The following is a 24040-nucleotide window of genomic DNA, read 5'->3' on the forward strand; positions in this document are numbered from 1 at the left end:
TGATTAACCCAGATAAGATACGGGCGAATAAATTCGCCGTGTCGATTTTCCACCCTGCTCTAAAGAGACGAGGCTATCAATCTCCCGATTTTTTCTCGTATGTGGTATGGTAGCAAATTCAGTTATCAGCGATCGGTTATTCCGTTATCATCTTTAACCTTTTAACTCAATGTCCCTTTGGATCGTCGGTACAACGCGCAGTGGCAAAACGACTCGCCTCATTCAAGAATTTCGGCGATGGTTGAGGGAAAAACAGTCGCCTACCCTGTCCCCAGAGAAATTACAACCCATTACCCCAGCTATTCTTATCTTTGCTGCTAACGACGACAACCGACGCAGTTTAGCCGATCGCCTTGCTGGGGAAGTCGCAGGGAGTTATCCCCTCATTGCCAAAACCCCTCTCGGTTTTATCGCCGATGAAGTCACCTTATTTTGGCCGCTACTCTTTCAACGCTTGAACTTGAAAGCTCAATTCCCCCTACGGTTGCGCCCGGAAACCGAACAAGAACTGGCAACCCAATTGTGGCGATCGGCCTTAGATAAAGAAAACTTGCAAAATGCCGGAGTTACTGAATATCGCTTTATTCGCCAAACCTTAGATCTATTGCAACTCGCAGGGGCTAGCGGCATTGCCTGCGAAGGGATTTCTCAACTCTTAAAGGATGGATTCAACGAATCAGAATGGGAAACATTGGATCAAACGAGCGAATTGCGAGGCAAGCTCTTGTTGCAATGGCGACAGTGGTGCTTAGATCGCGGACTGTTAACCTATGGCATTATTTACGAACTGTACTGGCGCTATTTATTGGGCGATCGCATCTATCAAAAACACCTGCGCCAAAGATTTCAAGCCATCTTTGCCGACGATACCGACGATTATCCCGCCATTGCCAAAGATTTATACGATTTTTTCCTTGATGAAGGTATCTTTGCCACCTTCACTTATAACCCCAACGGCAAATCGAGATTGGGACTCAACGCCGACCCGAATTATCTGGCTCGACTCGGCGATCGCTGCGATACCGTAGAAAAACTCAACCAACCCGCAGGGCTCTCCTCAGAATTGGCAGAAATTGCTATTCAACTGGCGATCGAACCCGTTTATCTCCCCAGTTTTCCCCCCTCCGTCTCTCTCATTCAAGCGGTTTCGCGATCCGCCCTCTTGCGTCAAACCGCCGAAGTTATTATCGCTGCCATTGAGAAAGAGCAAGTGAAACCTCGAGATATTGCCATTATCGCCCCCGGTTTGGATGCGATCGCCCGCTATACCCTCATGAAAATTCTTAGTCAACGAGGCATCGCGATCGAACCCCTCAACGAACAGCGACCTCTCATTAGTTCCCCTCTCGTCCGCGCCCTCCTCACTCTTCTTGCGTTGATTTATCCCGGTTTGGGACATTTAGTCGAACGAGAAACCGTGGCAGAAATGCTGGTTATTTTAAGTCGGCGTTGGCAAGAGAAAGAAGAAGAAGGGAGATTTATCTCCGATATCGATCCCGTCCGGGCCGGCATTTTAGCCGATCGCTGCTACTATCTCGATCTCGAATATCCCCACCTCAAACGGGGAGAAATCTACCCTCGTTGGGATCGCTTGGGACATCGGGCGATGAATGCGTATGAAGGAATTCGCCATTGGATCGAAGAAGCGAAACGACACCAACAAACTCCTCGCGCCCTTTTAGATCGCGCCATGAAAGACTTTTTATGGAATGGGAGTAACTTAACCTATCCCCAACTCGCCGCCCTGCGAGAATTAATGGAAACCGCCCAACATTTTTGGGAAACCGATCGCCGACTGCGCCAAAACGAACCCCAAGGGCGATCGCAAACCGATACCATTGCCCAATTTATCCAACTCCTGCGCCGAGGGACTATTACCGCTAATGCCCGTCCGGGAAGGCCTTGGGGAACGAAGGAACCGAATGCGATCGCCCTTGCAACTATCTTTCAATACCGTTCCTTACATCGCTCTCATCGTTGGCATTTTTGGTTGGATGTGGGGTCAACCCTCTGGCAAATGGGCGGGGCGACGGAGTTATTTGCCTCACCTCTCTTTCTTAAAGATTGGTCGGGGTTTCCTTTAATGCCCGAAGATCGAGTCGAAGCTGATAAAGTGCGTTTAGAGAGAATTTTACGCGATCTACTGGCACGGGCAGGGGAAAAACTCTATCTCTGTCATAGCGATCTTGCTGTTAATGGCAGCGAACAAACTGGACCTCTATTATCGTTCGTTCATGCTGCGCTACCGTTAGCGATCGATGTTTCCCTTTGAATTATTTCGTTAAGTTGGAGATTTTTTGCTAAAGTAACTCGATAGTGCGATCGCTAAAGTCGCAGGGTGTTATCGAGTTACGATCCTGATGTCAACGAGAAATAATCTATTTTCCTCGCAAGAACGAGGGTTTACCCTCATCGAACTTTTAGTCGTCATCGCGATTATCGGTCTCTTAGCTGCGATTGCCGCCCCTTCTTGGTTAAGTTATACAAATCGTACTCGTCTCAATCAATCCCAGAGTCAAATTTATCGAGCGTTAATGGCGGCAAAAAGTAATGCAATCCGCGATAAAGACACTTGGCAGGCCAGTTTTCGAGAGAATAACGGCAAAGTACAATGGGTGATTCATCTCGCCGATACCCATGATTTTATCCCGCCTTCGATCTGGAATAATGAAGGGCTATGGCAGAACTTAGAATCAGGAGTGCAGATTGATAACGAGACAACATTTCGCAAAGATAACACCGAGCAATTATGGCGGGTTCAATTCAATCATTATGGTTGTGCGATTTACAAACCAGGAGATGAATGCGGACAAACTTCACTACGCGCAAAAGGTCGTATTGCTCTCAAACCTTCCAACGGCGGAGATTTACGACGATGCGTGATTATTTCAACGATTTTAGGGGTAATGCGGCGAGGGAAAGAAAATGCCAAACCTGATAGTACCGATAAATATTGTCATTGAGCGATCGCTACCTCAAACTCATTTTCCCAACGCGATTGCGAGCAACAATAAGAATTGCGGTGAAAATGGTAGGATAAATCAAAGTTTTTCTAAAATTTTTGTGACTGCAATCAAACCCACACCAGAAGCGCGATCGCCTAGTCTCGATATTTCCCAAACAAGCGATCGCGAAAATCCGCAAAGCACATCTTGGCGAAAAGGGGCATTTTGGGGAACATTTAGCACAACATTTCTCACAATTTGCTTAGCAGAAATGGGCGATCGCACCCAACTTGCCACCCTATTAATGGCGGCGGAATCTCAATCACCTTGGATTGTTTTTATCGGTGCCGCGATCGCCCTCATTTCCACCAGTTTAATCGGCGTTTTAGTGGGTTGGTGGCTCTCCAAACGCATCAGTCCTCAAACTATGGATCTCGCTGCTGCCGCAATTTTACTCTTCGTCGCCATTCTCTTATTAGGAGATGCCTTACAACTCTAAAAATTGCTAACTGATAACTGATAACTGATAACTGATAACTGATAACTGATAACTGATAACTGAAAAGATGGATTGGCAACTATTGGGATTGAGTTTTATCACAGTATTTTTTGCAGAAATTGGCGATAAAAGTCAATTAGCCGCGATCGCCCTCAGTGGCAGTTCCCACTCGCCTCGGGCGGTATTTTTGGGAACGGTGACAGCTTTAGTTTTGGCGAGTTTTCTCGGGGTTTTAGTGGGTGCGGGAGCCGCGCAAATCTTGCCCACGCGCTTGTTAAAAGCAGGAGCCGCGATCGGCTTTGCCTTACTAGCTTTGCGACTTGTCTGGACTGAATCTTGATAGAATTTTCCTTGACTGATATACCATCAAGCGCGAAGTTAACACCAAAATTTTTTTATTTCTTCATATCTCAGTATTGCTGTGGTACTATCTGGATGGATTAAGAGGGCAACAGCCAAAAACTCAATTCCCATCGTAGAGGAGGCTACAAGGAGTGCAAGATCGGAGAACCGAAGGAAACCAAAACGGTAAAATACACCGTACCTCTCTCCAACCGATCCGCATCGGCGTGATTGGCGTAGGCAATATGGGACAACACCACACCCGCGTTCTCAGTTTGCTGAAAGATGTGGAACTGGTAGGAGTTTCCGATATTAATGTCGAACGAGGTTTAGATACAGCCAGTAAATATCGCGTGCGCTTTTTTGAAGACTATCAAGCTCTACTTCCCCATGTTGATGCAGTTTGCGTCGCAGTACCAACGCGCTTGCACCATCGAGTCGGGATGGAGTGCTTGCAAGCCGGAGTACACATTCTCGTTGAAAAGCCGATCGCTGCCAGCATTGCCGAGGCTGAATCTTTAGTCAATGCGGCGGCTGAGTCTAACTGCATTTTACAAGTGGGTCATATCGAACGCTTTAACCCGGCATTTCAAGAATTAAGTAAAGTTCTCAAAACCGAGGAATTGCTAGCGATCGAAGCCGATCGCATGAGTCCCTATAGCGATCGCGCCAATGATGTTTCCGTGGTCTTGGATTTAATGATCCACGACATCGATTTATTATTGGAATTGGCCAATGCAACGGTGGTGAAATTAACAGCCAGTGGCAGCCGCGCTTCCGATTCCGGCTATTTGGACTATGTGACGGCAACTTTAGGGTTCAATAATGGCATGGTCGCCACCCTGACAGCCAGTAAAGTCACTCATCGTAAAATTCGGCGCATTACTGCCCATTGTAAAAGCTCTTTGACTGAAGCCGATTTTCTCAACAATGAGATTTTAATTCATCGCCAAACCACCGCCAATTGCATGACCGATTACGGTCAAGTTCTCTACCGTCAAGATGGTTCGATTGAAAAGGTGTATACGAGTAATATCGAACCCCTGCACGCAGAATTAGAACATTTTGTCAATTGCGTGCGCGGCGGAAATCAGCCTTCCGTCGGAGGAGAACAAGCCCTGAAAGCCTTGCGTCTTGCGAGTTCCATTGAAAAAATGGCATTAGATGGGACCGTGTGGAATGCAGCAGAATTAGAGCGTAACGCCGATCGCCCGCTTCCCGTTTCTTAGAATTTCTGTTGAGGGGAATCACTCTTTCCTCGATCGAGGTCGAGCGCCTCGCAAAGGGATCGTGCAACTTGTCGATTGCCTTTGGGACTCAAGTGAATGTGGTCGCGATAAAGGGTTTTTGGGTTTTCAAGGGAATTAAACAAAGGCAGAAAATCAATATAATTTATACTTTGACTTTGAGTGAGTTCGAGCAATCGCTGACGCGCCTTTTTTTCGTAGTCTCGCGAACCCGGTTCGATTTCCCGCAAAAGAGGAGTTAAAGCGAGACAAAATTTGGCCTTGTTGCGGTTGGCGATCGCAACAATTTCATCAATAGCTTTTAAATTAATACCGACGCGATCGCCGCCTTCATTGTGAATGGCTTTGAGTTCGGGAATAGGCTGAGGACGGGCGAGAAAGCGAAAATAGACTTCAATGAGGGCTAAAGAAGGTTTGCGATCGGGATAGGTGCGATCGCGTCCGACAGGAATTGAAGTGGGCGGAGTCCCGAAAAGATCGTCTGTATTGAGAAGCAGAATAAGTACTTGCGAACCAAATAAGCCAAATCGTTGTAGATAAGCAAGTTCGTTACGCGGACCCCACGAATTAGCCGAAGCATTTAAGACCTCTACCGTTAGTCCGCAATCCTTCAAATATTGCCGCATCAATTGCGAAATGGTTTCGTCTCCATCCGTCCACCAACCGCCATTGGCCACCGAATCCCCGACCAGCATCATGCGGAAGGTTTCTGGGGCTGGAGTCGGAGTAATGGGGGGGGAACGCATAGCATATTGATTAATTTCAATGCGGTTGCCCATGCGTCGGACTCGTTGATTGGGGGAAAGTAAATACCCGATGTCTTTGTCACCAATGTAGAGCAACGGATCGCCAAAACCGAAGAAAAGGCGCAATCCCAATTCAACGAAAACGAGTCCGAGAGTAGCGATCGCGATCGCGATAACAAATTCCAAGAGTAACCTCCCGAGGTGAGGGCGAAAAACTTCCTAAAGATTGCCATTATTTAGATGAAGAAGTTGCTAGTCTACAAAAGTAGAGTTCTAGAATTAAGCAATGTCCGACCTCAATCGCGGCATCATGAAGTTTAAAAATGCTGACAAGCCCATTGTAATCTTGATTTCCGCCTTGTCGGTGTTTGGGAGTATCGCATTCTTGATTGTGTGGGCTTTAACAACGGCTTACGCAGTTTAGGCGATCTCACTGATTGGCAATTAATCCAGACAAAAGTGGGTAAAACGGTTGCCCGTTATCCAATACGCGAGTGTAGGGAGGCGATCGTCTCCCTACATTATTGAGTTGCGATCGGATGAGGACATTACCGCGATCGTGCCTCAATGAAAAATAATTATCTCAAACTCCCCTTTTTTTTAAAATCCGTGCTATGATTATTAATCGTGGTGATTCATGGGTCGGTGCCCGAGTGGTTAATGGGGGCGGACTGTAAATCCGCTGGCTATGCCTACGTTGGTTCAAATCCAACTCGGCCCACCACACAACTTATTAAAATTCAATTTATTTATTGCCCAATTTATTTATTGCCCTCGTAGCTCAGTGGTAGAGCGCACCCTTGGTAAGGGTGAGGTCACGAGTTCAATCCTCGTCGAGGGCTTTTCTCTGATACAACTGTCGTTTTGCAAATCAGTCATTTTGCAAATCAACCTTTTCTTGCCTGTCTGAGGACTATCTGTATTGGCGATCGCTTTTTGTCCAGCCTAAAATTGTTTAAGTTTAAATTGTCTGCTTGATCGCTGAACTACGAGAGCATGAGAAATGCTAGAGCTAGAAATCAATATATTGATATCAAAGAAATGGACGCAACTGGTCTCGAACCAGTGACCTCTACGATGTCAACGTAGCACTCTAACCAACTGAGCTATGCGTCCTCGGATTTACTATCCTAACATACTAAAATCCAATCTTGCAAAAAGAGGGGAAAATATTTCCCCCCTTCTTTTTGCTAAACCAGAAACTTAGAAGCGGCTGGTATTAGGCTTGTAAACGATGAAACTAAAGGTTTGACATTGACGAATGTTGTCAAAACCGGCAATGCGGATGTAGCAGTTGGAATATTCTTGACGACATTCGCGGACTTCGTTAAGAACGTCTTGAGCGTTACGAGCATCAAATAAAGGTAATTTCCACAAAGTCCAGTGGTGATCGTCGGGAGAAGGGTTTTCTTCAAATTCAATGGCGGGAATACTGCCTTGGTCGATCATGTAATCGATCTGCTTGGCAATTTGCTGATCCGTTAAAGGAGGAAGATAGGACAGAGTTTCGTAACGTTTCTCTTTGGGTAAAGTTTTCATGTTGACTTTTTTGTGAAATTAATGGGGGATGAACAATTCAATCTGACTCCTTATTCGTCTTGAATTTCGGAGTCTATAGGTTCTCGATCGAGATTCTCTGAGGGAAGGTCTTCTGAAGCGATCGCCGATACTGATTGCACTTGGGTCAAACGCTCGAGAATCTCGCGACGGCGCTCGCCATTCGCCTGCTGGATATTGGTCTTTACCATCTCGGGTAAAAATTCCAGCACCGATTCGGCAATATCTTCTCGCACAGTCAAGATTCTCAAAACTAAATCCTTGCGCTCTAGCATTAGTCCCTCCAAATATGCCTCCCCATCCTGCATTTTGCCGACGGAGTATTTGTTGAGCCAGATGGCCTGCGAGGGATTAGTTTCTCTTAACTGGGCGAGGATCGTTCGCACTGCTTCATACGTTAAGTAATTCTGCAAGGTGCGAGCCGTATCCCGAGCGATTTGTTTTGCATTCATGGCACTTACTTGTCCCAACTCTGCCCATTGTAAATAAAGGTAAAAAGTAAAACCGTAAATTTTCTCGCTTTTTCTTTTTCCCTTTAGGGTTTGGGCTGAGGTAGACAATGAGAGCGATCGCTTCATTTGAGAGCATTATCAAAAACACTCTCTTTTTCCTTAGAGGGTATCCATTGCCTCGAACTCGAACTTGATTTCTTTCCAAAGTTCGCAAGCCGCAGCCAGTTCCGGACTCCAACGACAGGCTTCGCGAATGACATCATTCCCTTCGCGAGCCAAGCTGCGACCTTCATTCCGCGCTTGAACGCAGGCTTCAAGAGCGACTCGGTTGGCAGTTGCACCGGGGGCATTCCCCCAAGGGTGTCCGAGGGTACCGCCACCAAACTGCAAGCAAGAATCATCGCCGAAGATTTCCACCAAGGCGGGCATATGCCAAACGTGAATACCACCGGAAGCAACAGGCATCACACCACCCATGGAAGCGTAATCTTGGGTGAAGAAAATACCGCGCGAACGATCTTCTTCGACGTAATCTTCCCGCATCAGGTCCACAAAACCCATGGTGATACCGCGTTCGCCTTCCAGTTTACCGACGACGGTACCGGAGTGGAGGTGATCTCCCCCAGAGAGACGCAGGCACTTAGCCAAGACGCGGAAGTGAATCCCGTGATTGCGCTGACGGTCGATGACCGCGTGCATGGCGCGGTGAATGTGAAGGAGGAGTCCGTTGTCGCGACACCATTTTGACAAGGTGGTGTTGGCGGTGAAGCCTCCTGTCAAGAAGTCGTGCATGATAATGGGCGTACCGATTTCTTTGGCGAATTCGGCGCGTTTCATCATCTCTTCGCAGGTTCCGGCGGTTACATTGAGATAATGACCTTTAATTTCGTTGGTTTCCGCTTGAGCTTTGACGATCGCCTCTTGTACGAAGAGGAAGCGATCGCGCCAGCGCATGAAAGGCTGAGAGTTAATATTTTCGTCGTCTTTGGTGAAGTCCAAGCCACCGCGCAGACATTCATAAACAGCACGTCCGTAGTTCTTAGCGGACAAGCCTAACTTAGGCTTAATCGTACAACCTAATAAAGGGCGACCGTATTTGTTTATTTTGTCGCGCTCAACGGTGATCCCGTGGGGAGGTCCGGGGAAAGTTTTAATTAATGCGACTGGGAAGCGAATATCTTCGAGACGCAACGCTCGCAGTGCTTTGAATCCGAAAACGTTACCGACTAAGGAGGTCAAAACGTTGGTCACGGAGCCTTCTTCAAATAGATCCAAAGGATAAGCGACGAAACAGAAATACTGATTGTCTTCTCCGGGAACCGCTTCGACTTCGTAACAGCGACCTTTGTAGCGATCTAAGTCGGTGAGGTTATCCGTCCAGACCGTCGTCCATGTTCCGGTGGAAGATTCTGCTGCAACTGCTGCACCCGCTTCTTCTGGAGGAACTCCGGGCTGGGGACTCATGCGGAAGCAAGCGAGTAAATCGGTATCCTTAGGAGTGTAATCGGGGGTGTAATAGGTCAGGCGATAATCTTTTACACCTGCCTCAAACTTAGGCTTTGCTTGTACCATTTTTTCAATTCCTCCTTATTTATAGAGGCTCGTGTATTAGTTCGGGTTAGCGCTTAGAGCGAGCGATCGCGCACTTGCATGCTTGAATCTGGCTGGCGATCGCGTTGAATGACTTCATTGAATTGCTTTGCTAAATTGCTTTATCAGGATAATTTCCTACAATAAAAACTCAGTGCAATGCAATCGCATCTATCGTCATTTCTGCAAGTTCAAGAAGAAAAATACTCGAAAAATACTTGAAAAATATTTATTCAAAATATTCTCTCTCGATCGCCTGCTCTAAAATCAAACGTTTCGGTTAAATCCGATCTGTTTTTTATTTGCGTTCGTTAGGTTTCAGCTTACCATGAAGCGCGATCGTTTTTTGACAAAGAATTTTGTTATTTTAATTGTTCTTACTTGTCGAAATCATAAATAAAATTAATATTCTATTACAAAGTATTTAAGAAATGTTAAGCCAAGGCAAAGAGGAAGTTCTTTCTCCTTGTCTTGGCTTAAGTTTTATGATGGATGGAAACCAGAACTAGAGGGATAATAAGCGATCGCTATAACAAAAAGTCATATTTCTTAACAGAAATAACAGAAAAAAGAAAAGACGAAGGCAAAAAATCGATTTTCTATCCTTCATCTTTGTTCCTTTCTGGAAAAAGTGTCAGTAATAATTGATTAACATAAACTTTACCAAACACAGGAGTACCGGGTTGTTTTTGTAAACCTTCCTTGGTCGGTTCAATCGTTGTTTTTGTTGCCAAGTTGGCGGCAATTTCCGTCATTGCTTCGGTTTCTGATGTCCAAGGATCTTCTAGAACTGAATTCTGGGGAAGTTCTGTTGTTTCTTCTGACTGAGAAGGAGGGAATTCTTCCTGTTCCGATCGCGGGAATTTTGCCGTCTGTAAATCTGTTTCTTGTTCTGAAATCAATTCAACTCGACGAGAAGGATCGCCAATCACCGAACCAGCTGGAATTACTTGTAACGAATCGAGATCGGCATTATAGATTGTCGTCCCACCACCAATGCAAGTATTCGCACCAATTTTGCTGCATCCGACGACTAAAACACCAGCTCCCAAACTTGCCCCGGTTTCGACTTCAATTTTGCCGCCATAAGCATTCAGAATTGTTCCCATGCCCACGCAAGCACCTGCCGCAATAATAATTTGACTGTTTGGTGCGGCTTGTAAAATAGCACCTGGCGCGATCGCGGCACTGGGGTGAATTATCACCTCTCCAACAATACGAACGTGAGGAATATTGGCAAGTTGCAAAGGTTGCAAAGACATTGTTATTGGCTAATGGGTAATGGGTAATGGGTAATGGGTAATAGCTGAGGGCAATCTTTTCTCCCAATTTCAACTTTCCCTTTACCCATCCCAACTCGTTTACGGTCTTTGGATAATTTTCTCGAGTACCCGTCGCTTGGCTTGAGTATCGATACCTAATAAACGCACGTATTCTCCACTGTGTTCGCCCAAACAGTCTTGCAAGCGCGAGAAGACTTCCTGTTCCTGTTGGGAATCAATCGGCGAGCAAGGTTGCCAAGATTTAGCGCGGAAGTGGCGCTTATCGGCATGTTCGGTGCCAATTTTGTAGCCTTGGCGCAACAGCGATCGCACTTGGTCTTGAACTTCGACCTCTAAGCTACTATTACTGACTCGTCCGTTACTCGAACCGTTGTTACTATAGCTATAACTCGCGGTAGACTGACTGGCTGAAGAACCATTAGACCGAGAAGCAACAGAAGCATCACCGGGACGTTGGATGATAGTTTCGGAGATCCGCCGCTTGGCTTGAGGGTCGATGCCGATCAAGCGCACGTATTCACCCGCACAGTCTGCCAAACAGGCTTCGATTTGAGGGATAACTTGTCCTTCGCTACTGCCATCAACACCTTGACAAGTGAGCCAAGACTTGGTTTTAAAACGACGCTTATCTGCCCGTTCTAGACCAATTTTGCAGCCTTGACGCAGGAGTGAGCGGACGGTTTCCACGGCTTCTGGACTCAAGCTATTACTCGAAATACCACCAGAACCAGAAGCTACAGAATAACTTCCTTTTGCACTCACTGAGGCTTGACCATTAGGGCGTTGAATAATGGTTTCAGAAACCCGCCGTTTGGCATTGGGATCGATACCAATTAAGCGAATATATTCTCCTGCATGTTCTTGCAAGCAATTTTCTAACTCGGCAAAGACTGATGCCTCATGGGTAGACTGAATCTGAGGGCATGTGAGCCAAGATTTGGTTTTAAAGCGACGACGATCGGCGTGTTCTGTTCCCAGCTTGCAGCCTTGCTGCAATAAAGAACGGACTAATTCTTTGATTTCTGCACTTAAAACACCGCCATTACTGGCGTAACGAGACGCATTACTGCTAGAGTTTCCCGAAACGCGAGGACGCACGACTTTAGCACTGCGAGTGCGTGTAGGCTTGCTCGTCCCGTCCGGACGCTGAATGATGGCTTCGAGGACGCGACGTTTGGCTTGAGGATCGACACCGATCAAGCGGACGTATTCTCCCTCGTGGTCGGATAAACGAGATTCTAGGGCTTGCAAGACTTGGTTTTCTCCCTGTCCCTCAATCCCTTCGCAAGTCAACCAAGATTTAGAACGATAGCGGCGCTTGTCTGCGTGTTCTGCACTAATTTTGTAACCTTGTCTCAGGAGCGATCGCACCTGTTCGACTGTTTCCGGACTTAACATAATTTCTGTAAAAGATTGATATTCAACGTCATTGCGATGGCCGTTCCCATTATCACTAGAAGCAGGTTCTTGAATTTCATTGCGAAGGGGAAGAATGCAGCTCGGATCTTCCGCACAACGATATCCCACTCGCAGCGCCTCATTCACTTCAACAACATGATGGGCAAAGGCACGATCCTCTTCTTGTACGTCGGGCAAGCGATCGGCTTGTTGTTGATGAGTAATGACCGCTCCTGATGGCACGTATTTACCAGGAGGGATTTCTACATCTTGAATCAGGGCGTGCATCATAATAATGCAGCCGTGACCAACACGAGCATTAAAAACCGTCGAACGAAAACCGATAAAACATTCATCCCCCACATAAACCGGCCCGTGAACCAAAGCCATGTGGGTAATACACGTATTTTTACCGATCCAAGCCGAATAGCTTTTACCATCATCACCAATGACCCGCCCTTTCTCCAAACCGTGAATGACCACCCCATCTTGGATATTGGTATGGTCGCCAATATAAAAAGGGAAGCCTTCATCGGCACGAATCGAGGTGCCGGGGGCAATTAAAACATTAGAACCGACGCGAACATCTCCAATAATATTGGAGAATGAATGCACGTAGGCCGTTTTATCGATATTTGGCTCTGCTAAGTCTCTCGACCAAGGGGTTGGGGGAGCCGCCCGCTTGCGGACTACCATGAATACATCTCCTCTTTGATGTCACTTATTGTTAACCTGTCTTCGGTAGAATCAGACAAATTGCTATCTCAAATTGCGACCTCTACCTACCACCCAATCGATAGCGAGACTCGTTTTTTTTGCTGTAAAGCAATCCATCTTCACCAGAAACGGTATCGATGATACCCACGACTAGGGCATCGATTGGGGGTCGCTCGTCTCCTTGCGGATCGTGAGCGACTGCACGGCGGCTGACTAAGACCCACTCCCCAATCCCTGCACCCACGTTATCTACCGCGACTTCGTACTCGGGTAAGTCTTGGCCGTCGCGATCGAGGGATTGCAACATGAGTAATTTTTTACCGGTCATGCTCGGCAATTTTTGGGTGCTGACTACCGTGCCGCAAACTCGAGCGATTTGCATCTTTACCTCAAAATCCCGCTTTTAAAATCCCGTTTCTATCGTCTCAGGACGGGGTTGACGCTTTCCCGGAACTGTTCGACGGCTTCGGTATAGCGAATGGGTAGAACATACTCGAGGTTTTCGTGAGGGCGAGCGATGATATGGGTCGAAAGAACTTGACCGCCATTGACTCGTTTCACGTTTTCCATTCCGGCAGCAACTGAGGCTTGGACTTCAGAAACATCGCCGCGCACAATGACTGTTACGCGTCCGGTGCCGATTTTTTCATAGCCCACAAGGGTAACGCGAGCGGCTTTCACCATCGCATCTGCAGCTTCCACGACGGCAGGAAAGCCTAGCGTTTCAATCATTCCGACTGCAATTGACATGAATTTCTTAAAAACTCCAAAAAATTGATAACCAAAAGAGAAGTTATTCGCAAACAAATAACTCAGAGAAAATTCCTTGTCAGTCCCTTTGCTAATAACTTCGGAACTGCTCTACTTCTTCGGTGTAGCGAATGGGCAGGACGTATTCCAAGTTTTCGTGGGGACGAGCAATAATATGGGTGGACAAAACTTGTCCGCCATTGACTCGACCGACGTTTTCGACTCCGGCAGAAACCGACGCTTGGACTTCAGAAACGTCGCCGCGCACGATCACGGTCACGCGCCCAGAACCGATTTTTTCATAGCCCACGAGGGTAACGCGAGCGGCTTTCACCATCGCATCGGCGGCTTCTACAACGGCAGGAAAGCCTAAAGTTTCAATCATTCCCACTGCAATTGGCATATTTTAAACTCCTAATTCGAGCAAGCAAAACAACATAAATTTAGGGATTTTAATCTGCGGACGCAAAGAGGACGACAATCAAAGTGACAATCAATCAGTCAAGATTCCACGACAGGGTAAAGGAATGAGAATTACTCAAAATTCCCAGTTTCTATTCCTAAAATCTATCAACCTAACCCTATCAACCTAAACCTATCAAGGTGTCATTTTTCAGTTTGAGGCTTCTATATCAAGGCTTCAGCACATCATCTCAGAGAGACTATCGAAAAATCATAACAAGATTATCCAGAGATTATCTAGGGATTTCTCTCGTGTTGCCGCTACTGGAATCCAGATTGAGAGCGAATTTCCAATATGGGATCGCATCACTCCTTACAATTCACCAATTTCCTTTGTTCGTGTCAGACAATTACACAATTTTGGGAAAACACCTGCTTGGCGAGTCCGGTTTCTCTTTCACCTAAAGAAAAGCATAGGAAACCTTATGTACCTTTGACAATATAAATCTTTATGATTTTTTCAAATCTTTTAGTTAATAAATTGTAATGTATCGCGATCGCCGCGATCGCTGTCTCAGTTATTTCCATGATTTTGCAAGAGAGGGGTCGTCATGTTTTATAATTTCTTTATCTTGGCGTTTGAGAGTCTCTTTTCTCGAGGAAGGAATTTCGGGCAGAGGAGTCGGACTCGGTTGACTCAAGCTATGCGATCGCTGAGTCAACGCTCGCAAAATCGTAAAGAGATGTTCTAATTTGCGGGTATCCGGAAGATTTCCCAATTGTCCCAGACCCCGATAAAATACAGCCTGATGAGATTTCGGAAGCAGTCAGCCGAGAACTTATGAGGAGAATGCACTCGAAAACAAACTGATAGGAACTTGCCAAGATGTTTGTTTAGGAGTCACTTCTATTATCTATCTTTTGAGAAATTTTTTGGGCGAATCCCGAAGATAAAATCTATTTTTTCCAGTTTTAATGATGGCCGATCTTTTCTTAGCAAACGCTTGGTTTATTCCATTCTATGGCTTGATGGGTGCTGTTTTGAGTCTACCTTGGTCTGTCGGAATCATTCGGCGAACGGGACCTAGACCCGCAGCTTACCTCAACTTATTAATGACGTTCCTTGCTTTTGTTCATACTTCAATTGCATTTAGTGCCATTTGGCATCAGCCGACAGAACAATTAGTCTTTCACTGGCTCGAAGTTGCCGATCTCAATTTATCTTTAACGATCGAACTCTCTCCTGTGAGTTTAGGCGCTTTAGAACTGATCGGAGGAATCAATTTGCTGGTACAAATCTATGCTCTCGGCTATATGGAGAAAGATTGGTCTTTGGCAAGATTTTACGGATTAATGGGCTTTTTTGAGGCTGCCTTAAGCGGAATTGCCTTGAGTGACTCTCTCTTGCTGAGCTATGGCTTGCTAGAAATGCTGACTTTTTCCTCTTACTTATTGGTGGGATTTTGGTACGCTCAACCTCTGGTCGTAACAGCAGCACGAGATGCGTTTTTAACCAAGCGGGTAGGGGATATTCTTTTGTTAATGGGGATTGTTGCTCTTTCGAGTTATGGGGAAGGATTGGACTTCAGTGACTTGACTCACTGGGCAGAAACTTCACCTTTACCGCCTTTAACGGCAGCTTTACTGGGACTCTCTTTAATTGCCGGACCGACGGGAAAATGCGCCCAGTTCCCCCTCAATCTTTGGTTGGATGAAGCGATGGAAGGTCCCAACCCCGCCGGAATTATGCGAAATTCCATTGTTGTTTCAGCGGGGGCCTACGTTCTCATTAAGCTACAACCTGTTTTTAGTCTTTCTCCTGTTTCCTCCGATGCCCTGATTTTGTTAGGATCGGTGACGGCGATCGGGACTTCCTTGATGGCGATCGCGCAAATCGATATCAAGCGCACTCTCTCTCATTCCACCAGTGCTTATTTGGGGTTGGTTTTTATTGCCGTGGGACTAGGACAGGTGGATATTGCCTTCTTGTTGCTCTTCGTGCATGCGATCGCCAAAGCCTTAATGTTTATGAGTATTGGCTCTGTTATCCTCACCACCAACTCGCAAACGATTACGGAAATGGGAGGATTATGGAGCAAAATGCCCGCGACGACTATCGCCTTTGTCGTTGGGGCCGCAGGCACTTTAGCGATTCTGCCATTGGGCATGTTTTTGACGATGCAGCGTTGGTTTAGTGGTGCTTGGAATATTCCTGTTTGGTTATTGGGGATTGTTTTATTTGTCAATGCCTTAAGCGCGATTAATCTCACTCGTATTTTCCGCCTCGTCTTTTTGGGAGCAGAACAACCCAAAACCCGTCGAGCGCCAGAAGTACCTTGGTCAATGGCATTGCCGATGGTTATTTTAACGGTGATGACCTTGTTGGCTTCTCTAACTCCCTTGCAATGGAATCTTTGGCTCAGTCCTACTACACCTTTAGATAACGCTGACTTGTTACTTTATCGTAGCGCCGTGCCACTCCTCTTTGCTTCAGGAGCGATCGGTTGCTTTGTGGGTTTTACAATCGAACTCCGTCGAGCGTGGTCGCGACCCACACAAAAATATTTGCGCTTCTTACAAGATTTATTTGCCTACGATTTCTATATCGAACGAATTTATGAGATGACGATCGTCGGTGCAGTCGCTCTTTCTTCTCGATTTACTGCTTGGCTCGATCGCTATATTGTCGATGGTGCGGTCAACTTAGTCGGTTTAGCGGCAATCTTTGGTGGCAATACCTTGAAATACAATGTTTCCGGTCAATCTCAGTTTTACTTGTTAACAATTTTGCTCGGCGTTGCCTTGCTCTTTTGGCTAGTCTTTGGCGGTCAATGGTCATTGATTGTCGATTATTGGTTATCGATCGTCGGTCATCTCTAAGGTGTCCTCACAACAAACAACGAATCAAAAACAACGAATAACAAATAATGCTAAGTGTTTTAATTTGGATTCCGATCGCCGGTGCAATTTTTTTAGGCTTGCTTCCTGCAAGTTGGGATTCGATTCGCTGTCGCCGAATTGCTCTGGCGATCGCATCTTTCACTCTTCTCTGGACATTGTGGTTGGGAACACAATTTAATCCTCTGCAAGCCAACCTGCAATTTTCCGAGTACATTCCTTGGATCGATTGGTTGGGATTCAATTATCATCTTGGTTTAGATGGATTATCCTTTCCTCTTGTCTTTTTGAATAGCTTTTTAACCGTTGTTGCCATTTGGATTAGCGATCGCGCCCAAGAAAGACCTCGCTTCTATTACTCCATGATATTTCTCCTCAGTGCAGGAGCGGCCGGGGCATTCTTGGCCCAAGATTTATTATTATTCTTCCTCTTCTACGAACTCGAAATCATACCTCTCTATTTTCTGATTGCCATTTGGGGAGGAGCAAGACGCGGTTATGCGGCCATGAAGTTTCTGATTTATACCGCCCTGTCAGGAATTTTAGTTTTGGCTTCATTTTTAGGCTTAGTTTGGTTTAGCGGTGCTACAACTTTTGATTACGAACCTTTACGAAATCAAACCCTTCCCCTCGGGCTGCAACTCATTTTACTGGGAATGCTTCTCGTCGGACTCTTTATCAAGATTCCGATTTTTCCTTTTCATACTTGGTTGCCCGATGCTCACGTGGAAGCCTCCACCCCTATTTCTGTCTTATTGGCTGGAGTTTTGCTGAAATTAGGGACTTATGGATTATTGCGTTTTGGGGTCGGTTTGTTTTTAGAAGCATGGGTTACGCTTGCCCCTTGGTTGGCAATTTTAGCGGCAATCAGTGCTTTGTATGGAGCTTTTACCGCGATCGCACAACAAGATATGAAAAAGGTGGTTGCTTACTCTTCAATTGCCCACATGGCCTATATTTTATTAGCCGCCGCCGCCGCAACCCCTTTAAGTTTAATCGCAGCAGAATTTCAAATGGTCAGTCACGGGTTAATCTCGGCTTTGCTCTTTACGTTGGTCGGTGTGGTCTACAAAAAAACTGGAACTCGCGATGTTACCATTCTGCGCGGTTTATTAAATCCAGAACGAGGATTGCCACTGACAGGAAGTTTAATGATTTTAGGGGTCATGGCAAGTGCAGGAATACCGGGAATGGTGGGATTTATTGCTGAATTCCTCGTTTTTCGCGGTGCTTTTCCCATTTTTACCATTCCCACTATTGTCTGTATTATTGGTACGGGATTGACTGCCGTTTATTTTCTGCTCATGATTAATCGCGTCTTTTTCGGACGTTTATCGAACCAATTTGCAAAACTTTCTCCCGTTGCTTTGAGAGAACAAATTCCAGCACTAGCATTAACGATTCTGATTTTCATATTTGGCATTCAACCCTCTTGGGTTGTCCGTTGGAGTGAAGTGCAAACGAGCGCTTTGGTAATCAGCCCGGCATTGCAATCGACAAATATTATAGAGCAGCCAGAAAAAACAGAACAAGCCGTCAAAAATATTGGTTAAAAACTTCATTACTCCCTCAATATTGTTTTATCTCTCATCTTTTCAAAAACATGGTCAGTGCCAAACAAAAATCTACCCAACATCCGTTAGAGGAATACATTCATCGCTTAGAAACCGGGCAAGCTCTTCTCAAAGATAGTCCTGAAAATGTTATTGAAGTGGTGGGAATTCTCAAGAGTTACGGAGTTGTTTTGGATGCTTATTCTCGCAATCTCATCTATATTGCCGAAAATCAATTTTTAGTGTTATTTCCATTTTTTAAATACTTTAATGGAAAGATTGATTTGCAGAAGTTATTGCGCTATTGGTGGCACGATCGCATTAACTATGAATATGCAGAGTATTGCATGAAATCAATGCTGTGGCATGGGGGCGGCGGTTTGGATAAATATCTCGATACCGATGAGTTTAAAACATTAGCCGATCGCGCCATTTGTGCCAAATGGAATGGCAATTTTCTCATGTTGGCATTACATCAATATTTCCCCGATTTTTGGCTCGAACAAGTGCGGCAAATGGCTTATTATAGCGGCTTGGGACAATTTTGGCGGGTGATGGCGGATATTTTTCTCAGTTTGAGCGATCGCTACGATCGCGGCGAAGTGAAATCAATTTCTCAAGTCGTTCAACATATTCTCGATGGTTTGGTTGCCGATGCCGCTAAGCCCATTACTTACTCGGTAAAATTAGGTGGAAAAAGCTACGATCTCCTCCCGAAATCTGCAGGTTTAACCTTCTTGATGGATACGGGGGTTCCTTACGTCGAAGCGATTTTCTTCCGAGGAACGCCTTTTTTAGGCACAGTTTCTTATAATGCTCAAGAATATCAAATCCCTTTCGATCAAGGAATGTTTACTTATGGGGCATTATACGCCGATCCTTTACCGATTGGCGGTTCGGGAATTCCTCCGACATTATTAATGCAGGATATGCGCCATTATTTACCTGATTACTTACATAAAGTTTATCAAGGGAGAATTCGCCAAGAAGATGATATCCGAGTGCAAATTTGTGAAAGTTTCCAAAAATCCATGTTTTGCGTGACAACGGCGGCAGTTCAAGGTCTGGCACCTCACTCTTTGGACACCAAAGATCCAGAACAAAAAAAAGCAAATCGTGCCTATTTAAAAGGCTGGATGAATCGTTTTTTAACCTCTCGCTTACTTGAAGTGAACCGCTAAAGAATGCTCATTAAAGTGACTTGTGTCACTGGCATTAATATTACGAATGCAGATATCAAGGCGATCGCCATCGAAATCTTTAAATCCCTCAAGCATTTTCTGCATCCTCCCCGACGGGAAGCGATCGCCCGATCGTTTCCTGCTCAAAGGGAAAGATATTGCTTGCATTCGATAAAACAGTACATTTTTATACCTTTCCAGCTATCCAGAGGCAAACAAATCGATCGAGATATTGAATAAATTCTTGTTCGTATGGAACAATGAGAGGAAGTTTAAATTATTTTAAGATTTCTCAGAATCGAGGAGGATACGAAAATGGGTATTGATTGGCGGGTTGTCGTGGTTCTTGCTCCCATCCTCATTGCCGGAGGTTGGGCTGCATTTAATATTCTTGCCGTTGCTTTGGGTCAAATTCAATCTTTCTTAAACAAAGAAGGTTAAATTTTCTCATACATTTGTTCTTGTCGCGGCACTCTTTTCGTTTGCCGCGATTTTCTATTGTTGCGAGGCTGCAAGTATTTCCCGGGCAATTTCGATATTCTCTCGAACCGAATGTGCCGAGGTTTGCAATGCTGCTAATTCTCGATCGTTGAGTTGAAGTTCGATAATTTGTTCGATCCCTTTGTTACCCAATCGACAGGGAACGCCGATAAAAATATCCTTTAAACCATATTCTCCCTGTAAATACGCCGCAGCCGGGAGTAAGTTCGAGCGATCGTGCAAAATGGCCCCCACCATATGGCAAATTGAGGAAGCTGGCGCAATATAAGCGCCGCCTTTTTTAAATAATTTTACTAATTCTGCGCCTCCGTGACGCGTTCGTTCTCGCAAACGATCGATGGCAGCATCATCGAGTAATTCGGGTAAAGGTACGCCTCGCACCGTACAATAGCGGAACAAAGGAACCATGACATCCCCGTGACCGCCGAGAACCATCGTGCTGACATCTGCGATCGCCACATTTAATTCCATCGCAATAAAGGTTTGCAGCCTAGCTGAATCTAACACCCCTGCCATACCCATCACTCGTTCTGGCGGTAATTGTGTTACCTGCCATGCCATATAGGTCATCACATCTAAAGGATTGGTGACGACGATTAAAATAGCATTCGGGGAATAAGCGATCGCTTTCTGGGCAACCTCTGTCACAATTTTGGCATTGATGCCGATCAAATCCTCTCGATTCATTCCCGGTTGTCGAGGAAACCCCGCCGTAATGACGACAATATCGGAATTGGCCGTTTCGGCATAGTCATTAGTTCCGACAATGTGGCGATCGTATAATTCCAATCCCCGAGCTTCCAATAAATCTAATGCAATGCCTTGAGGAAGCCCTTCCACCACATCCACTAACACGACATCAGCTAAATTTTTCTCGACAATGCGTTGGGTGAGAGTCGAACCGACTTTTCCCGCACCCACGACACAAACACGAGGAAATAGAGGCGGTTGAAGAGAGGGAGAAGCAATCATTTCCATGAACAATGAGGAATAAATAATGAGTAATACCTCCGATTTAAGGTGGAGGCTTGAGACTCATTTTGAGGGTCATAGAGGAAAGGAGAAGAAGGAAAAAGAGCAAATAAAAAGAGCAAATAAAAAGAGGGGCCGCGATCGCCCCACGGCAATTAATCGGTTAATTCTAATTGATCCAGCTTGAACCAGATACTCGGAGTGGGGACATAGAACTTGACGAAGGCATAATCGCCATCAATATCAACGATCTCTCCTTTACTCTCAAAAAGGTAGGGAGGAAAGCGAGAATCGCTAGCCGTTGCCTCTAAGCTATTTTCCAACTGCTCTCGAAGGATCCGAACTAAAGCGCCTTTTTTGATTTTTCCAGCCATAATCTGAGATTAACGAGGTTTTTTATTGGTATTTTTGCTATCTTTTCATTGTGGCACAGTTTTTCACGGGAATTTTCACGATTATTTAAACATTGCCAAGGAAGAATCTTGCTGGCTGGATCGGACTCAATGCGATCGCGATCGGCGAATTTTATAACTGATAATTAAACCCGAATAACAAGAGAATGCTAACCAATAAACTCCCCATCGCCGCGATCGCCAAATTCGTCATATTGGATTGACTCGCCGAGGCCATAGCCGTATTGAGATCTGGTGAGGTCAAACGTTCGTAATTTTCCACAGCAACTGTCATCTCCGGCAAAGAGGTAATTAACGCACCGACAAAATAATGTAATCCGGCAAAAATCGCCGCCCCAAAAAAATGCTGCAATGTTGTTGAATAGAGTTCCGACCAAGCTAAAAACAAGGAATTGAGAATATAACATGACGAAATTAACCCCACTGTTCCCAGACAAAAATCTCGCCAACTCGGATGATGATATTCCTCATTAATATCCTCATAAAGTTCTATGCGTTTAGCTTTCAGTTTATTTTCAAAAAAGAAGAAAACCCCCATTCCAACCAGACAGAAAATCCCCCCAATGAAGATCGAATAACTCGGTTGTGGAGAATGTCCAAGAGGCAAAGGCTTAAATTGATTGACTCCTGTAATGCACCAATAGGCAAGGCTGGCAAAACAAAACATCGTGAAAGACATGAGAATATGCCACAGCCAAAGATTTTTTTCTTGTAAGCTCAAGGCAATAAACTTTTTAATATTTTTTGATTTTCCGGTTAATGCCCATTTGAGAATTACAAAAAATGGAGCAATTAAAAACATGAGATAAATATTAGCAAAATTAGAGCCGAGAGGGTTGGCAATTCCACCCATCCGCCCTAAAGTAAATGCAATAATCATCGAAAAAAGTTCGGGATTATTGGTGCTGGAATTAATAACTAAAGTGCGTTTATCTCGTCCCCAATACAGTCCAGCTAATCCTGCCGCAGAGTTAACCATTAAATCCGTCGTTTCTGGAATACACCAAAAACAAATAATTCCTGCACAACTCAGAGATAAAAAGAGAAAGCCTGTTTCGCCGAGAAGATCGTGCAAGCGAATAAATAGTTCTGTCATTCTTGCTAAGAATTAAAAAAATAACGTAATATTTTCAAGGCTTCTTTCTTGGGCGATCGCATTTTCTCAATATTGCTTTACTACAAAACAATCAGAGAATCTTACGGCTTGAAAAATACCGCTCTCGAATTAGAGTGCGATCGCCTGAGAAATATTCAAAATTAGATATTCAAAGCTATTATTCTAGCAATACTGGAAAACTGTTGAAATACACAACAGTTTATTATCTTAAGAATATTTTAATATTTAAGCGGGCTGTCAGTCAAGGAAGCGGCCGAATTGCTACCAAGATTCTTTATGCTATTATCAACCCTCAGAGTCTAATACCACCTATGATTGCTCCTTCTGTGTCGATTTGTATCATTCTCGGGACGCGACCCGAAGCCATCAAACTCGCCCCGGTTATCCAGCAATTTCGCACTCATTCAACCTTAAAAGCCTACACAATTCTCACGGGACAGCATCGAGAAATGGTGGATCGAGTGATGCAATTATTTCAATTACAAGCCGATCGCGACCTGAATATCATGCGAGTTCAACAAAGTTTAACGGATATTACTTGCGACACGCTGCGAGGACTCGAAGCAATTTTCCGAGAAATTGAACCCGGCATGATTTTGGTACAAGGAGACACAACGACGGCTTTTACCTCTGCCCTCGCTGCATTCTATCAACAAATTCCCATTGCTCACGTTGAAGCAGGACTGCGTACCGATAACCTATTTAATCCCTATCCAGAAGAGGCCAATCGTCGTTTGATTTCTCAGATTGCCCAACTTCATTTTGCTCCGACTCCCCTCGCAGTTGAAAATTTAAAGCGATCGGGGGTAACAGGAAATATTCATCAAACTGGCAATACGGTCATTGATGCCCTCTTAAGGGTTGCCCGAGCGCGTCCGGAATGTCAAGTGGAAGGATTAGACTGGGAAAAATATCGAGTTTTGCTAGCAACCGTCCATCGGCGGGAAAATTGGGGACAACCTTTAGAGAATATTTTATCCGGATTCGAGCAAGTGTTAGCCGAATTTCCTGATACAGCCTTGCTATTGCCTTTACACCGCAATCCTATCGTGAGAAATCCCATTCAAAAACGTTTGGGAGAGCATCCAAGAGTTTTTCTCACTGAGCCTCTCGATTATAGTCAATTGGTAGGAGCGATTCAAAAGTGTTACTTACTTCTGACCGACTCGGGCGGCTTACAAGAAGAAGCTCCCAGTTTAGGCAAACCTGTTTTAGTTTTGCGAGAAACAACAGAACGACCAGAAGCAGTCGAAGCGGGAACGGCAAAATTAGTCGGGACGGATGCGATCGCGATCGCGACTGCTGCTTCTGAGTTGCTCGAGGAGAGTTCAGCCTATAAAATGATGGCTAATGCTATCAATCCTTTTGGAGACGGTCGTGCTTCTGAACGAATTGTTCAAATTGTTACCCATTATTTATCTGAGAAAGAAAAGATAAAATAGTAAACAGATAAGGGTGTGAAAACAGGGAGAGATTG

The 24040-nt window shown here is 45.2% G+C and carries 25 protein-coding genes and 3 tRNA genes; 14 read left to right on the top strand and 14 right to left on the bottom strand.

Annotated elements, in window-relative coordinates; all coding sequences use genetic code 11:
• Positions 1-169: 169 nt before the first annotated feature.
• The 5 genes from AC6RV6_RS25270 to AC6RV6_RS25290 all read left to right on the top strand — a co-directional run bounded on the left by AC6RV6_RS25270 (position 170) and on the right by AC6RV6_RS25290 (position 5015).
• On the top strand, positions 170-2272 hold the full coding sequence (locus AC6RV6_RS25270; protein WP_500243657.1) for a recombinase family protein: 2103 nt from the start codon (positions 170-172) through the stop codon (positions 2270-2272).
• Between the two features lie 88 nt (positions 2273-2360).
• On the top strand, positions 2361-2963 hold the full coding sequence (locus AC6RV6_RS25275) for a pilus assembly FimT family protein (protein WP_500243658.1): 603 nt from the start codon (positions 2361-2363) through the stop codon (positions 2961-2963).
• Positions 2964-3111: 148 nt separating this feature from the next.
• Positions 3112-3444 (top strand): TMEM165/GDT1 family protein, encoded by a 333-nt coding sequence (locus tag AC6RV6_RS25280; RefSeq protein ID WP_500243695.1) that lies wholly within the window; start codon positions 3112-3114, stop codon positions 3442-3444.
• 67 nt (positions 3445-3511) lie between these two features.
• Positions 3512-3784, top strand: a complete 273-nt coding sequence (locus AC6RV6_RS25285; RefSeq protein WP_500243659.1) for a TMEM165/GDT1 family protein — start codon at positions 3512-3514, stop codon at positions 3782-3784.
• A 247-nt stretch (positions 3785-4031) separates the two neighbouring features.
• Entirely contained in the window at positions 4032-5015 is a 984-nt protein-coding gene (locus AC6RV6_RS25290; RefSeq protein ID WP_500243696.1) for a Gfo/Idh/MocA family oxidoreductase, read from the top strand.
• On the opposite strand, the gene AC6RV6_RS25295 is transcribed toward AC6RV6_RS25290, so the two are convergent.
• Complete coding sequence (locus tag AC6RV6_RS25295) at positions 5012-5965, bottom strand: SGNH/GDSL hydrolase family protein (protein ID WP_500243660.1); 954 nt, start codon at positions 5963-5965, stop codon at positions 5012-5014. The genes AC6RV6_RS25290 and AC6RV6_RS25295 overlap by 4 nt on opposite strands.
• Positions 5966-6418: 453 nt before the next feature.
• Between AC6RV6_RS25295 and AC6RV6_RS25300 the strand changes: the two genes are divergently transcribed.
• A tRNA-Tyr gene (locus AC6RV6_RS25300) sits at positions 6419-6503 on the top strand.
• 46 nt (positions 6504-6549) lie between these two features.
• Positions 6550-6621 (top strand) — tRNA-Thr (locus tag AC6RV6_RS25305).
• Between the two features lie 200 nt (positions 6622-6821).
• Here the strand turns inward: AC6RV6_RS25305 and AC6RV6_RS25310 are convergent.
• From AC6RV6_RS25310 to AC6RV6_RS25355, 10 genes are all read right to left on the bottom strand, one after another.
• A tRNA-Val gene (locus AC6RV6_RS25310) sits at positions 6822-6895 on the bottom strand.
• An 87-nt stretch (positions 6896-6982) separates the two neighbouring features.
• Positions 6983-7318 (bottom strand): ribulose bisphosphate carboxylase small subunit, encoded by a 336-nt coding sequence (locus AC6RV6_RS25315; protein WP_500243661.1) that lies wholly within the window; start codon positions 7316-7318, stop codon positions 6983-6985.
• A gap of 50 nt (positions 7319-7368) precedes the next feature.
• Positions 7369-7788 (bottom strand): RuBisCO chaperone RbcX, encoded by a 420-nt coding sequence (rcbX, locus tag AC6RV6_RS25320; RefSeq protein ID WP_500243662.1) that lies wholly within the window; start codon positions 7786-7788, stop codon positions 7369-7371.
• 159 nt (positions 7789-7947) lie between these two features.
• Positions 7948-9360 (bottom strand): form I ribulose bisphosphate carboxylase large subunit, encoded by a 1413-nt coding sequence (locus AC6RV6_RS25325; RefSeq protein WP_500243663.1) that lies wholly within the window; start codon positions 9358-9360, stop codon positions 7948-7950.
• A gap of 617 nt (positions 9361-9977) precedes the next feature.
• Complete coding sequence (gene ccmN, locus AC6RV6_RS25330; protein ID WP_500243664.1) at positions 9978-10640, bottom strand: beta-carboxysome scaffolding protein CcmN; 663 nt, start codon at positions 10638-10640, stop codon at positions 9978-9980.
• Between the two features lie 99 nt (positions 10641-10739).
• Positions 10740-12755, bottom strand: coding sequence for a beta-carboxysome scaffolding protein CcmM (ccmM, locus tag AC6RV6_RS25335; protein WP_500243665.1), 2016 nt, complete (start codon positions 12753-12755; stop codon positions 10740-10742).
• Positions 12756-12837: 82 nt separating this feature from the next.
• A complete protein-coding gene (gene ccmL, locus AC6RV6_RS25340; RefSeq protein WP_500243666.1) occupies positions 12838-13158 on the bottom strand; it encodes a beta-carboxysome shell vertex protein CcmL in 321 nt (106 codons plus the stop codon).
• 35 nt (positions 13159-13193) lie between these two features.
• Positions 13194-13526 carry a carbon dioxide-concentrating mechanism protein CcmK gene (locus AC6RV6_RS25345; protein WP_500243667.1) on the bottom strand — a complete coding sequence of 111 codons (333 nt, stop codon included), beginning with the start codon at positions 13524-13526 and terminating at the stop codon, positions 13194-13196.
• Positions 13527-13617: 91 nt separating this feature from the next.
• Complete coding sequence (locus AC6RV6_RS25350) at positions 13618-13929, bottom strand: carbon dioxide-concentrating mechanism protein CcmK (protein WP_500243668.1); 312 nt, start codon at positions 13927-13929, stop codon at positions 13618-13620.
• Positions 13930-14506: 577 nt separating this feature from the next.
• On the bottom strand, positions 14507-14707 hold the full coding sequence (locus tag AC6RV6_RS25355; RefSeq protein ID WP_500243669.1) for a hypothetical protein: 201 nt from the start codon (positions 14705-14707) through the stop codon (positions 14507-14509).
• A gap of 199 nt (positions 14708-14906) precedes the next feature.
• On the opposite strand from AC6RV6_RS25355, the gene AC6RV6_RS25360 reads away from it, so the two are divergent.
• From AC6RV6_RS25360 to AC6RV6_RS25380, 5 genes are all read left to right on the top strand, one after another.
• The gene (locus tag AC6RV6_RS25360; protein WP_500243697.1) at positions 14907-16808 is read left to right on the top strand and encodes an NAD(P)H-quinone oxidoreductase subunit F; all 1902 of its coding nucleotides are present in this window, start codon (positions 14907-14909) and stop codon (positions 16806-16808) included.
• 47 nt (positions 16809-16855) lie between these two features.
• Positions 16856-18379: an NADH-quinone oxidoreductase subunit M gene (locus AC6RV6_RS25365; protein ID WP_500243670.1), complete on the top strand. Its 1524-nt coding sequence runs from the start codon at positions 16856-16858 to the stop codon at positions 18377-18379.
• Positions 18380-18429: 50 nt separating this feature from the next.
• Positions 18430-19560: a CO2 hydration protein gene (locus tag AC6RV6_RS25370; RefSeq protein ID WP_500243671.1), complete on the top strand. Its 1131-nt coding sequence runs from the start codon at positions 18430-18432 to the stop codon at positions 19558-19560.
• A gap of 3 nt (positions 19561-19563) precedes the next feature.
• Complete coding sequence (locus tag AC6RV6_RS25375) at positions 19564-19800, top strand: hypothetical protein (protein ID WP_500243672.1); 237 nt, start codon at positions 19564-19566, stop codon at positions 19798-19800.
• Positions 19801-19875: 75 nt separating this feature from the next.
• Positions 19876-20001 carry a photosystem II protein Y gene (locus AC6RV6_RS25380; RefSeq protein ID WP_500243673.1) on the top strand — a complete coding sequence of 42 codons (126 nt, stop codon included), beginning with the start codon at positions 19876-19878 and terminating at the stop codon, positions 19999-20001.
• A 54-nt stretch (positions 20002-20055) separates the two neighbouring features.
• Here the strand turns inward: AC6RV6_RS25380 and mdh are convergent, their stop codons facing one another.
• Both mdh and AC6RV6_RS25390 read right to left on the bottom strand, forming a co-directional pair.
• The gene (gene mdh, locus AC6RV6_RS25385) at positions 20056-21033 is read right to left on the bottom strand and encodes a malate dehydrogenase (RefSeq protein ID WP_500243674.1); all 978 of its coding nucleotides are present in this window, start codon (positions 21031-21033) and stop codon (positions 20056-20058) included.
• A gap of 155 nt (positions 21034-21188) precedes the next feature.
• Positions 21189-21407 carry an NAD(P)H-quinone oxidoreductase subunit O gene (locus AC6RV6_RS25390; RefSeq protein WP_500243675.1) on the bottom strand — a complete coding sequence of 73 codons (219 nt, stop codon included), beginning with the start codon at positions 21405-21407 and terminating at the stop codon, positions 21189-21191.
• 25 nt (positions 21408-21432) lie between these two features.
• On the opposite strand from AC6RV6_RS25390, the gene AC6RV6_RS25395 reads away from it, so the two are divergent.
• Positions 21433-21564, top strand: coding sequence for a hypothetical protein (locus AC6RV6_RS25395; RefSeq protein WP_500243676.1), 132 nt, complete (start codon positions 21433-21435; stop codon positions 21562-21564).
• Here AC6RV6_RS25395 and AC6RV6_RS25400 read toward each other — a convergent pair.
• Positions 21559-22542, bottom strand: coding sequence for a hypothetical protein (locus tag AC6RV6_RS25400; RefSeq protein WP_500243677.1), 984 nt, complete (start codon positions 22540-22542; stop codon positions 21559-21561). The two genes, AC6RV6_RS25395 and AC6RV6_RS25400, sit on opposite strands and share 6 nt — an antisense overlap.
• A 332-nt stretch (positions 22543-22874) precedes the next feature.
• Here AC6RV6_RS25400 and wecB point away from each other — a divergent pair, with 332 nt between their 5' ends.
• Complete coding sequence (wecB, locus tag AC6RV6_RS25405; RefSeq protein WP_500243678.1) at positions 22875-24005, top strand: non-hydrolyzing UDP-N-acetylglucosamine 2-epimerase; 1131 nt, start codon at positions 22875-22877, stop codon at positions 24003-24005.
• The last annotated feature ends 35 nt before the right edge of the window (positions 24006-24040 follow it).

The organism is Spirulina sp. LEGE 11439, from assembly GCF_059821285.1.